At 68.0% G+C, this 10,758-nt stretch carries 16 protein-coding genes; 5 read left to right on the top strand and 11 right to left on the bottom strand.

Going from position 1 to position 10,758, the window contains the following annotated elements:
• Nucleotides 1-60: 60 nt before the first annotated feature.
• Both Q0044_RS09945 and Q0044_RS09940 read right to left on the bottom strand, forming a co-directional pair.
• Nucleotides 61-1,044 carry a FecR family protein gene (locus Q0044_RS09945; protein ID WP_298161900.1) on the bottom strand — a complete coding sequence of 328 codons (984 nt, stop codon included), beginning with the start codon at nucleotides 1,042-1,044 and terminating at the stop codon, nucleotides 61-63.
• Between the two features lie 9 nt (nucleotides 1,045-1,053).
• Nucleotides 1,054-1,512, bottom strand: coding sequence for an RNA polymerase sigma factor (locus Q0044_RS09940; RefSeq protein ID WP_298161898.1), 459 nt, complete (start codon nucleotides 1,510-1,512; stop codon nucleotides 1,054-1,056).
• 486 nt (nucleotides 1,513-1,998) lie between these two features.
• On the opposite strand from Q0044_RS09940, the gene Q0044_RS09935 reads away from it, so the two are divergent.
• Together Q0044_RS09935 and Q0044_RS16995 are read left to right on the top strand one after the other, a co-directional pair.
• Nucleotides 1,999-2,268 (top strand): response regulator transcription factor, encoded by a 270-nt coding sequence (locus Q0044_RS09935; RefSeq protein ID WP_366941116.1) that lies wholly within the window; start codon nucleotides 1,999-2,001, stop codon nucleotides 2,266-2,268.
• 197 nt (nucleotides 2,269-2,465) lie between these two features.
• Entirely contained in the window at nucleotides 2,466-2,765 is a 300-nt protein-coding gene (locus Q0044_RS16995; protein ID WP_524536163.1) for a DUF7662 domain-containing protein, read from the top strand.
• A 62-nt stretch (nucleotides 2,766-2,827) separates the two neighbouring features.
• On the opposite strand, the gene Q0044_RS09930 is transcribed toward Q0044_RS16995, so the two are convergent.
• The 7 genes from Q0044_RS09930 to Q0044_RS09900 all read right to left on the bottom strand — a co-directional run bounded on the left by Q0044_RS09930 (nucleotide 2,828) and on the right by Q0044_RS09900 (nucleotide 7,819).
• The gene (locus Q0044_RS09930; RefSeq protein ID WP_298161894.1) at nucleotides 2,828-3,052 is read right to left on the bottom strand and encodes an ammonium transporter family protein; all 225 of its coding nucleotides are present in this window, start codon (nucleotides 3,050-3,052) and stop codon (nucleotides 2,828-2,830) included.
• Nucleotides 3,053-3,062: 10 nt separating this feature from the next.
• Nucleotides 3,063-3,446: a copper resistance CopC family protein gene (locus Q0044_RS09925; RefSeq protein WP_298161892.1), complete on the bottom strand. Its 384-nt coding sequence runs from the start codon at nucleotides 3,444-3,446 to the stop codon at nucleotides 3,063-3,065.
• Between the two features lie 20 nt (nucleotides 3,447-3,466).
• Entirely contained in the window at nucleotides 3,467-4,600 is a 1,134-nt protein-coding gene (locus tag Q0044_RS09920; RefSeq protein ID WP_298161890.1) for a copper resistance protein B, read from the bottom strand.
• The gene (locus Q0044_RS09915) at nucleotides 4,597-6,408 is read right to left on the bottom strand and encodes a copper resistance system multicopper oxidase (protein ID WP_298161889.1); all 1,812 of its coding nucleotides are present in this window, start codon (nucleotides 6,406-6,408) and stop codon (nucleotides 4,597-4,599) included. Before Q0044_RS09915 ends, Q0044_RS09920 begins: the two co-directional genes overlap by 4 nt.
• Before the next feature lie 128 nt (nucleotides 6,409-6,536).
• The gene (locus tag Q0044_RS09910) at nucleotides 6,537-7,106 is read right to left on the bottom strand and encodes an RNA polymerase sigma factor (RefSeq protein WP_298161888.1); all 570 of its coding nucleotides are present in this window, start codon (nucleotides 7,104-7,106) and stop codon (nucleotides 6,537-6,539) included.
• Nucleotides 7,107-7,115: 9 nt separating this feature from the next.
• Nucleotides 7,116-7,556: a Spy/CpxP family protein refolding chaperone gene (locus Q0044_RS09905; protein ID WP_207931464.1), complete on the bottom strand. Its 441-nt coding sequence runs from the start codon at nucleotides 7,554-7,556 to the stop codon at nucleotides 7,116-7,118.
• Nucleotides 7,553-7,819 carry a hypothetical protein gene (locus Q0044_RS09900; protein WP_205911595.1) on the bottom strand — a complete coding sequence of 89 codons (267 nt, stop codon included), beginning with the start codon at nucleotides 7,817-7,819 and terminating at the stop codon, nucleotides 7,553-7,555. Before Q0044_RS09900 ends, Q0044_RS09905 begins: the two co-directional genes overlap by 4 nt.
• A gap of 140 nt (nucleotides 7,820-7,959) precedes the next feature.
• Between Q0044_RS09900 and Q0044_RS09895 the strand changes: the two genes are divergently transcribed.
• The 3 genes from Q0044_RS09895 to Q0044_RS09885 are packed head-to-tail and all read left to right on the top strand — an operon-like array spanning nucleotide 7,960 to nucleotide 10,128.
• The gene (locus tag Q0044_RS09895; RefSeq protein ID WP_298161886.1) at nucleotides 7,960-9,114 is read left to right on the top strand and encodes an acyltransferase family protein; all 1,155 of its coding nucleotides are present in this window, start codon (nucleotides 7,960-7,962) and stop codon (nucleotides 9,112-9,114) included.
• Nucleotides 9,111-9,587, top strand: a complete 477-nt coding sequence (locus Q0044_RS09890; protein WP_298161884.1) for a DUF411 domain-containing protein — start codon at nucleotides 9,111-9,113, stop codon at nucleotides 9,585-9,587. The genes Q0044_RS09895 and Q0044_RS09890 overlap by 4 nt, the downstream gene beginning before the upstream one ends.
• Before the next feature lie 49 nt (nucleotides 9,588-9,636).
• Nucleotides 9,637-10,128 carry a YybH family protein gene (locus tag Q0044_RS09885; RefSeq protein ID WP_298161882.1) on the top strand — a complete coding sequence of 164 codons (492 nt, stop codon included), beginning with the start codon at nucleotides 9,637-9,639 and terminating at the stop codon, nucleotides 10,126-10,128.
• Between the two features lie 98 nt (nucleotides 10,129-10,226).
• Here Q0044_RS09885 and Q0044_RS09880 read toward each other — a convergent pair whose 3' ends face one another.
• Both Q0044_RS09880 and Q0044_RS09875 read right to left on the bottom strand, forming a co-directional pair.
• Entirely contained in the window at nucleotides 10,227-10,373 is a 147-nt protein-coding gene (locus Q0044_RS09880) for a hypothetical protein (RefSeq protein ID WP_164952583.1), read from the bottom strand.
• A gap of 48 nt (nucleotides 10,374-10,421) precedes the next feature.
• The gene (locus tag Q0044_RS09875; RefSeq protein WP_191558025.1) at nucleotides 10,422-10,754 is read right to left on the bottom strand and encodes a hypothetical protein; all 333 of its coding nucleotides are present in this window, start codon (nucleotides 10,752-10,754) and stop codon (nucleotides 10,422-10,424) included.
• Nucleotides 10,755-10,758: the final 4 nt, after the last annotated feature.

Genomic DNA, 10,758 nt, shown 5'->3' with positions numbered 1-10,758 from the left:
CGGGACGGGGAAGAGACGACGGGGAGGGCGGGTCACCCTAAGTCCGCTTACGAATTAATTTCAGGCCGTCGGGCCCGACAGAATCACGGCGCCGTCCGGCCGCCGTTCGGCGGTGACGCCATAGAGGTCCTGAAGCGCGGCGATGAAGCCGTCGGTGTCGCCGGTGTCGAAGACGCCGCTGACCGGGATGTCCGCGATGTGGGACGCCCGCAGATCGATCTTGGCGTCGCTGTAGCGGTTCACCTCCGCCACGGCGACACGGATCGGGGTCCCTTCGAAGATCAGCCGGCCCGTGGTCCAGCTCGTCTCGCGCACGACATCGATCGACGCCACCGCTGGTCGGGCCTGCGTCGTGACCACCTGCTGACCCGGATCGAGCGACCAGCCTGTCCCCGCCCGGGTAGTCTCCCGGACCGCGACCCGGCCTTCGATCAGCGTCACCCGGGCGCCGTCGCCATCCCGCCGCACGTCGAAACGGGTTCCGACCGCCGTGACGTCGGTGTCGCCCGCCGTGACCACGAAGGGCCGAGCCGGGTCGCCGGCCACGTCGAAGAAGGCTTGTCCCGACAGGAGCGCCACCGATCTTCGGTCGTCGCGCAGTCGGACCTGAATACGGGTCCCCGTGTCGAGCGTGACGCGCGACCCGTCGTCCAGACGAACCGTGCGCTGCTCACCGACGGCCGTCGCATAGTCGAGCGGCCGGTTGACGGCCCAGAGGGTTCCGGCGGCGAGGACCGCGACCGCGGCGAGTGCAACGCCGCCGAGCGGCTTCCAGAGCCGGGACACCATGGCCCGCGCGCGCACGGGCGGCGGGGCTTTGCCCAGCGCTTCCGCCGTCAGGGCGCTGATGTCGGGGTCGCCCGCCAGAGTGTTGGTGGCGCTCCAGACGGATTCGACCCGTTCGTAGGCGCGGGCGTTGTCCGGGTCTCGCCGCCAGGCGCTGAACGCCTTGACGTCGTCCGTGGAGACGCGCCGCTGGCTCAGGCGGGCAAACCAGGAAGCGGCTTCCTGCCGCCGGATGTCGAGGTCGCCATCGACCGTCATCATACCTGCCTAATCGTCCAGCCGGGCGACGCAGTGCTCCAGCGCCTTCGACATCCGCCACTCGACGGTCTTGACGCTGAGGCCGCGCGCCGCGGCGATCTCGGGATAAGTCATACCGCCAAAGCGGCTCAATACGAAGATGTCCCGATAAAGCGGAGGCATGGAGATGACGATCTGCTTCAGCATCAGCTGTTCCGCCTGAGACGCGGACTCGCTCTGATCTTGCCCGAAATCGCCTGACGACTCGCGCTGGCGCTTCAGGCGTCGACTCTCATCGCGCACCAGATTGAGCGCGATCCGCAGCAGGAAGGCCTTAGGGTGCCGGATGTCCCCACTCGGATAGGGTGCCGCGCGAAGATAGGTCTCCTGGACCACGTCGGCCGCCTGATCGGCGCCGACATGCGCCCTGAGCCGTCCATCGAGCCAGCCGGCATAGCGGCGATAAAGGCCGTTCAGGCCCTCCGCCACTTCCGGTTTCAGCTCTTTGGCATCGGTCAACGCATCTCTCCGGCCTCCGGGGAAGGACGGGGAATCCGCAGACGAGATCGCGCAAGCTCCGCAGCCCGGGCGAGCGCACGAGTTCGGGCCGCTGACAAGCGACAGGCGCGTAGGACGCGCGTCGTTGAGTTTGACTTCGCACAGGGGATTCCAGGCCCCTATCGGCGCGGACGCCGACACCGGAGCATGAATCAAACGGAATCGAGACGCAAGGCGGAGGGGTCGGGCGTTGGAATCCTCTGCGAATGAGGCCCGCTACTTCGGCGCCCAGCGCTGCCTCCGCCATAGGCGAACCCTGACTCCAGCTACACGCCTATCTCACGGCGCCCGACGCCATGGCTGTAGTCGCCGCCGGCGCACGCTTCAACTCTGTCGAGCCGGCCTTGAACCCGCAAAAAAGCGGCGGATGACCCGCAAAACATTGACGTTGCCCGTGAGCAAATACCCCGTGTACGGATGAGAGCGGACAACCAGTGGTGTACAATGGAAGCCGTTGCCGAAGATCCGGATCGACAGCCCAGCGCCGTCTCCCTGAGCCCGCGCGAACAAGAGTGCCTTCAGTGGGTGTGTCGCGGAAAAAGCTCCGCTGACATCGGGATAATCCTGTCCTTGTCGCCCCGAACGGTCGATTCCTATCTCGAAAAGGTTTGCGCCAAATTGCGGGTCCGCACCCGGATAGAGGCGGTCGCGACCGCCGTCCGCGACGGATTGATCGATCCGGCCTGAGGAGAAAGGGGGCGGGCCAGGAACTTCTGTGAAGAAGCCCGGCGTTTCACCGCCGATCGCCGCCGACGCTCACGCGTCCCCTGGCTCTTGATCGGCGCCTATCGTTCCCGGAACCCGCCGCTGATGATCTTACACAACTCATGGCCGGTCTCGCGAGTCGGGCTTGACCGACCGCGGTGAGAGAGGAAAACACGCCGATGGCCAAATACGCTCCCCTCACATCCTTCCTTCGGCGGCAGAAGCAGGCTGAGGTCGATCTGACGTTCCGGGACATCGAACGGATTGTAGGCGGCATCCTTCCCAAGGCTGCGGCCGTGGACGGATGGTGGCGAGCGGATCCATCCGGACCCTTGATGCCCCAGCACATCGCATTCGCGAATGCCGGCTTCGTCGCCGTACCGCGAACGCGAGCGGAAACCGTTCACTTCGTCCGGCGGGACGCGATCAGGGCGTCGGCCAACGCAGGGCAGGTCGACGAATGGGGCGGGCCGCTCTGATTCCCGACCGCTCCAGCGGCCCCCCAAACCGGAGGACGCTGGAGCCGATCGAGCCGCGGCGATCAGTGGTGGTCGGCGTGCCCCTGTGGCGCCGGCGTGTCTGATGGCGCCGGCGCGGGCGGCGCGGGTTCCGCCGGACCGGGCTCGGTCTTCATCTCGTCGCAGCACGTCATGGCGGCGTCCGCGGCCATGTCCTTGCAACACTCGCAGCCTTCGGCCGCCAGGGCCGCGCCCGCGCTCAGGGTCAGAATCGCGCCAGCGGCGGCCAACAGGTTGGAAACCTTCATCGTCGTTCTCCTAGTGAACCATGAAGCTGACGGAGCCGGACATCTTGTGACCGTCCGGACCTTCGGCGGTCCAGGCGGCAGTGTAGGTCCCCGGCGCGAGGCGCGGAAGAGCCACGCCGACGGTGGCGGCGGCCGGCGCGGCGGGGACAGTGACGTCGACCGGAGCCTGACCTTCGGCGGAGAGGGTGACGGTCTTGAGGACCATCGCGTGGGGGAACGTGACGCTGAACCGATCGGGCGAACCCTGGGTCATCGCGCCATTCGCAGGAACGGTCGTGATGCCGGATTGGGGCGCGACGGCCTGGGCCGGCATAGCGTGACCCGCATGCGGGTCCTGTGCGGCGGCGCCGCCGGCGACCGCCAGGGCGGCGGTGATAACGAGGGTACGGATCATCATGGGGTGGGCTCCTTCGGTTAGAACCAGGCCTTGAGGCCGACGACGAAGCGGATGTCGTCAGCCTCGCCGCCTCGGGCCTCGATGTAGTCGGCAGTGTCTCCGAGCGCGCGGCTCCACTCGACGCCGATATAGGGGGCGAACTCCTTGCGGAACTCGTAGCGCAGTCGCAGGCCCGCCTCGACCGAGGACAGGCCCGAGCCGATCTCCTGCTCCGGAATATCGCTGGCCGAAGCGTCGATTTCGAGGCGGGGCTGGAGGATCAGGCGCTGGGTGATGCGCTGGTCGTACTCCGCCTCGATGCGGGCGGTCAGGTCGCCCTCGGTCGACAGGAAGGCGGCGGCGTCGATCTCCCACCAGTAAGGCGCCAAGCCCTGGAGGCCGAGCACCAGATGCGTGGTGTCCTCGCCGTCGGGACGGAAGTCCTGACGCACGCCGGCCTGAGCATCCCAGAAGGGCGTGACCGCGCGGCTGTAGAGCGCCTGGAGTTCGACTTCCTCCAGATCGCCGCCGAAGTCGCCTTCGCCCTCGGATTTCCACCAGAAGCGGTTGATGTCGCCGCCCGTCCAACCCTGGACGTCCCAGAGATAAGATTCGCCGTCGTCGCTGAAACCGGCCTCGAGACGGTCGATGATGACGGCGGTGGTGCGGACGTCGCCGTTCTCGCGGACCAGGGTCCGGCGGGAGGCGGCCATCGCCTCGGCGCCGAAGACGAGGTCAGCCGCATGGACCGGGCCGCCCAGGGCGGCGGCCGGGAGCGGGTCCTCCGGAGGACGGCCGGGATTGTCGGCGCTGGTCGGCACGTCGGGCGGTCCCATGCTCATGGTCGACATGTCGTGTCCGGCGTGCGGATCAGGCTGCGCCGGGGCCGGGGCCGACATGTCGTGGCCCGCATGGGGATCGACGGGCGCGGGCTGGGCCGGCATCGGGTGACCGGCATGAGGATCGGGTGCGGGCGGGGTCTGCGCGGGCACCATGACATGACCCGCGTGCGGGTCCTGCGCCGCCGGTCGGGCGGGCGCCTGCGGCGTCGGGGCCGGAGCAGGGCGGGTCGGCGCCGGCATCGTATGGCCGGCGTGCGGGTCCTGGGCCTGGGCGCTGAAGGCGCTGGCGGCGAGGATCAGCGGGGCGAAGGCGACGGCGAGGCGGATCATTGGGCGGCTCCGTCCATGGGCCGCACCGTCACGACGTTGAACATGCCGGCGTGCATGTGCATCAGCATATGGCAGTGGAAGGCCCAGTCGCCGGGTGCGTCTGCGGTCAGGTCGAAGGTCACCTTGCCGCCGGGCGCGACGTTGACCGTGTGCTTCAGCGGTTGATGCCCGGCGGGCCCGCCCGTCACCAGTTCGAAAAAGTGGCCGTGCAGATGGATCGGGTGGGCCATCATGGTGTCGTTGACCAGGGTCACCCGCACCCGCTCGTTGCGTTCGAAGCGGATGGGTTCGACCAGTTCGCTGAACTTGCGGCCGTCGAACCCCCACATGAACCGCTCCATATTGCCGGTCAGGTGGATTTCCATCGTGCGCGAGGGCGGCCGCGGGTCCTTGTTCGGCTGGAGCGACACCAGGTCGGTGTAGACGAGGACGCGATGATCGACGGTCGTGAGACCGATCGGACGCTCACCCAGACGGTTGGCGGGGTCCATGGCGATCGCATCGACGCCGACGCCTACCGCCATGTCGGGCGGAGCGTTCTCGGGATCGCGCATGTTCATGCCCGACATGGACATCCCGGTCATCTCGCCGGCTGCGGGCGCGTTCTGGGCCGGAGCCGCGTGGTCCATGCCGGCCATCGCGCCATGGTCCATACCGGACATGTCGCCCATCGCGCCGTGATCCATTCCGCCCATGCCCATGTCGCGCATGGTCAGGTTCGGGATCTCGCGCAGGGGAGGGACCTCTGCGGTCATGCCCAGGCGCGGCGCCAGGGTCGCCCGGCCCATGCCGGACCGGTCGATGGCTTCGGAGACGATGGTGTAGGCGCGGTCCTCGGTCGGCTGGACGATGACGTCGTAGGTCTCGGCGACTGAAATCTGGAACTCGTCCGTCTCGACCGGGCGCACATTCTCGCCGTCGGCCTGCACCACGGTCATCGGCAGGCCCGGGATGCGGACGTTGAAGATCGACATGGCCGAGGCGTTGATGACGCGCAGCCGCACCCGCTCGCCGGGCCGGAACAGGCCGGTCCAGTTCTCCTGCGGCCCATGGCCGTTGATCAGATAGGTGTAGGTCGATCCGCTGACGTCGAGGATGTCGCGCGGGTCCATCCGCATCTGGCCCCACATGCGCCGTTCCTCCAGGCTCATGCGGTCGCTGCCGTCCATGAGCCCCGCCAGCGTGGTGCGCTGCTGGTTGAAGTAGCCCGGACTCTTCTTCAGCTTGGCCAGGATTTCGTGCGGATGCATGAAACTCCAGTCCGACAGGACCAGCACATGCTCGCGGTCGTAGGCGACCGGATCGGCGCTCGCCGGGTCGATGACGATCGGACCGTAGTGGCCCATCGCCTCCTGAAGGTTGGAGTGGCTGTGATACCAGAAGGTGCCCGACTGCTTGATCGGGAACTCGTAGACGAAGGTTTCACGCGCCCGGATGCCGGGGAAGCTGATGCCGGGCACGCCGTCCATCTGGAACGGGACGAGCAGGCCGTGCCAGTGGATCGAGGTGTCCTCGTCCAGGCCGTTGGTCACCGACAGCCGGACGTTCTGGCCCTCCCGGAGACGCAACAGCGGCGCCGGCAGAACGCCGTTGATGGTCACCGCATGGCCGGTGCGGCCGCCCACGGTGAAGGGCGTGTGTCCGACGGTCAGGTCGATGTTCGGTCCCGTCAGTGTCGGAAGATCCGCCCGCAGTCCCGCCGATCCTGTTTGCGCCCAGGCGGGGAGCAAACCCTGCAGGCCCAGCAGCCCGCCGCCGGCGGCTGCGCCACGGAGAAGCGTTCGGCGATCGAGGCGGGGCGTGGACATAGGCGAGAAATTCCTTGGTCGGGCTATTCAGCCGTTCGTTCAGATACGCAGCCGGGCGGCGTACCCCTTGCGTCAGGACGCCACAGACGTCGGGATCGCAGCCTGTGCACCTTCCCATCATGGCAAGGTCAAGCGTCTCCGCCGGGAGCCTGGCCCAGAGCCGCCGTCAAGGTCTTGCGGGCGCGGGCTACGCGGGTCTCGACCGCCTTGGGCGTAATGCCGAGGATCGAGGCGATCTCGGCGTGAGACCGTCCCTCGAGCGTGGCGAGCAGAAGCGGCCCCTTCAGGGCGTCGGGAAGGTCCCGCAAGGCGCGTTGCAGAGCTTCGGCCCTGCGCTGATCGTCCAGCCGGGTCTCGGGTGAGGGCGCATCGTCGCCCACCGCCGCCGCCTCGGGCGCCTCCAGGCCCATGACGCCGCGCACGACCCGGCGCACCGCGCGCCGCCGGCCCCAGTCTCGACATTTGTTGAGGGCGATGGAGCGAAGCCAGACGTCGAACGGCCGCGCCGGATCATACCGCCGCAGGGCGAGCCAGGCGGACGCATAACTTTCCTGAAGCACGTCATGCGCTTCGGACTCATCGCCGACATAGCGGCGCACGAACCGGTAGAGATCGGCCTTTGTGGCGGCCATCAAGGCGGTGAAGGCGGCCCGGTCTCCGGTCGCTGCACGGGCCTCGATGCTCTGCTCGGCACCCACGCGCGCCGCTTAGCCGGCGTCGTCGTGCAGGGCCTCGACGACGGCGGCGTCGAACACCTCGGCCTGCGCGGGGGTCAGGACGGATCGCATCTCGAACACGTGGGTGATCGTCGCCTTCTGCAGATCGCCCATGGCGGCGTGGAAATGATCAACCGCGGCCTGGACCTGGGGCGTGTCGCCGTCACTGGCGGCGATGGCGGCCGCCAGTTCGCGATTGGCCGCGCGGACTTCCGCTTCGAGCGCGGGCCGCTGAGCGGCGAACCGGGCTTCGACCACGTCGAGCCGTCGATCCTGCTCAGGGCTCAGGTCGAGTTTCTCATGGACGACGCTGTGCAGGCTTGGCGGCTGCCGCTCCCGCATGACCCAGGTCGCGCTCGCCCAGGTCGCCGCGCCGCTGGCCAGCGCGGCCAGGATGGCCGTAATGAAAATCGACTTCCAGGCGGCCCTCATCCCCGAACGTCCAGGCCGGAAAGAGGCGACAAGCCCGCCGAGACGGTGAAAATCCGCATCTCGGACGGCTCCGGCCGCGGAGCCATGAGCATCAGCCCTCCGTTCGCGACGCCGATCACCAGCGCGAGCGCAACGGCGGCGACCCGGACCTGACCCATGCGGGCGCGCTCCCTGCGTTCGCCGATCCGCACCCAGACCGCGTCTTCCATGCCGACCAGCCGGCCGGCGTCGCCCGGCCCGACCGCTGCGATCAGTTCATTCATGTCGTCAGTCATTGCGCACCTGCGTCACGCCCCATATGCCATACGCGCCGGCCTTCCGGTCCCCTCACGAGGGGACGAGCCGTCGCCCGCGTAGATACCAGAGAACGACCGGGACGCGCCCTGTCGTCCGGGGAAAAGACGTGAGCGACAGAGCAGGGCCCACGCGGGTTCCATTCCCCGACGTGCTCGATCCGCTCACGGGCGTGAGGTTCTTTCTCGCCCTCGGCGTCGTGCTGTTCCACTTCCAGCTCTACTGGACGCTCCCGGCGGAGAGCGCGGGCCTGCTGAACCGCGCGCGCCTGGGCGTGGATGTCTTCTTCATCCTGTCGGGCTTCATCCTGACCCACGTCTACCTGCAGGGAGACAGGGCCCCGAACTACGGTCGATTCCTGGCGGCGCGCTTCGCCCGGATCTATCCGGCTCACCTGTTCATCCTCCTGGCCATGCTTGGGCTGGTGCTGATCGCGCCTGTGTTCGGCGTCGGGCTCGAGCCTGGCCGGTTTAATCCCGTCGACTTCGCGGGAACCCTTCTACTGGTTCAGGCGTGGTTCCCGCGCGAGAGCATGGCGCTCTGGAACGGACCGGCCTGGTCGCTGTCGGCGGAGTGGTTCGCCTATCTGGCCTTTCCCGCCTATGCCGCCCTCGCGCTCCGGCTGCGGGCCAGGCCGTGGGTCCTGATCGCACTCGCCATGCTGTTGTTCGTCGCCCTCGACGCCTTCTACCGCACCTGGTTCGGCCGGATGCTGCCTCGAGCCGAGGACAGCCTCGGGATCCTGCGGATCGTTCCCGAATTCCTTTACGGCATTGGCCTCTACTATCTCGGTCAGCGCTGGACGCCTTCGCCGCGATTGTCCCTCATGGGCGCCCTCGCCGCCACGACCCTGCTGCTGACGCTCATGCAGATCGGCGCCGACGACCGGGTCATCGTGGCGGCGGCCGGTCCCTTCATCCTGTCGCTCGCCCTGTTGGCCAAGGCTCCGGTCCAGACCTTCCTGTCTCACCCCGTCCTTCTGTTCGCCGGCGAGGCCTCGTTCGCCCTCTATCTCGTCCACATCCCCATCCTGATGGTGTGGCGCAACGCGGCGCAGGCGTTCGCCGGCTGGGGCGCCGACTATCGAATGGGCCTGGTTGAACTGGCCGCCATGCTTGTGTTGACGCTCGCCGCTGCGGCCGCCATCCATGTCTTCGTGGAGCAGCCTGGCCGACGGTGGTTGCGGGCGCGGCTGGCGCCGGAGCGCGCTGACCCTGTCGAGGCGCAGCGATCCGTCCACAGCGATCAGGGAGAACCCTTTTGAATCCCGCCAATCTGAACCGTCGTCTGCTGATGGGCGCGGCCGTCTTCATCGGCATGGGCGGATCCGCGTGCGCCAAGACCCGTCCGTCCAGAAACCTCACCGTCTTCAAGACGCCGACCTGCGCCTGTTGCGACGCCTGGATCGCCCACATGCGCGAGGCGGGCTTCACCACCACCATCACCGTCCTTCCGAGCCTTCAATCGGTCCGGAGCAGCCGGGGCATGCCGGACGCGCTCGCCTCCTGTCATACTGGTCTGATCGATGGTTATCTGGTCGAGGGTCATGTGCCGGCCCCGGACGTCATTCGACTGCTGACCGAGAGACCGGCGGCGGTGGGTGTCGCGGTCCCGGGCATGCCGCTCGGTTCGCCCGGCATGGAGACGCCGCAGGGGCACAAGGAGCCCTACGACACCCTGCTGGTGCTTCGCTCGGGCGCGACCCGCGTGTTCGCCCGCCACAACCCGCCGGCCTGACGCAGATCGCGCTCAGCCCGTTCAGATCACCCACAATCCGGAGTTCGCCATGTCCCGCACCTCTCTCGCACTCGTCCTGTCGCTCGCCGTGCTTTCGGCGACCTCCGTCTTCGCCCAGGACCACGCCCACGGGCACGTCCAGGCCGCCGGCTCGGTCGCCGCGGAAGCTGCGGACGCGGCGGCGGCCGTCGACGCCTTTCACGTCGCCCTGAAGGCCGGCGACACGGCCGTCGCCCTGGCCCTGATGGCGCCGGATGTGATGATCTTCGAGGAGGGTGGCGCGGAGCGATCGCGCGACGAGTATGCGTCCCATCACCTGGGCTCGGACGCCGCCTTCGCCGCCGCCTCTGAAGCGACGGTGACGCGCAGATCGGGATGGGCCGACGGGGACATCGCCTGGATCACCACCGAAGGCCGCACTACGGGCCAATTCAACGGCCGCGCCGTAGACCGCCTGACGACCGAAACCATGGTCCTCAAACGCCATGCCGACGGCTGGCGCATCCACCACATTCACTGGTCGTCGCGCGCGCCCGGCTGACGCTCAGGCCCGCGCCAGCGGGTCGCCGGCCCTGCGACGTCGGTGGGGAACCTCGAGAAGACGCCCGCCCTCGCGGGCGGGCGTCCCCGATCAATCGATCAGCAGCAGGTGCAAGCTTCCGCGCAGGCTGCGATAGCGTCGCAGCAAGCGCATACGGCCTGCGCCACGGCGTCCGGCGCGGCCGCGAAGGCGGCTGAACCGGAAGCCAGCAGCACCAGGGCTGCGAGGGTGAGAGTGCGTTTCATGTTTTTGATCTCTGTTTGATTGAATGAGTTCGGTCTTCTTCAACAGGATCAGCGTCGTGGGGGAGGGTCGTCCGCCTCCGCAGTGAAATCGGCATGGCGCGCATCAAGGGATGGATAGAGGACAGATGCATAGACCCGTGCGGGGGTGGGTTCACCGCCCTGGGGGACAAGGCCCTGGCAGATGGCCAGACACGCCTTATGGCACGAGATCCTGACGGTCTTCGGCTCGCACGGGACGCCGTCGCCGCTCATCGACATGGACGCCATATCCTGATCGACCGGAGCTTCGCAGGCGATCGAAGCGGTGGACACGAACAGCACGGCAAACGCCGCGAGCAGCGCGGTCGTCAGTCGGACGAGGTCATGACGCAGGAACGGCATTGTC

It is taken from the genome of Brevundimonas sp., from assembly GCF_027484365.1.
Lineage (GTDB): Bacteria > Pseudomonadota > Alphaproteobacteria > Caulobacterales > Caulobacteraceae > Brevundimonas.
The sequence above is the reverse complement of the archived record's forward strand: the minus strand, read 5'-3'. Positions and strand labels throughout refer to the sequence as shown.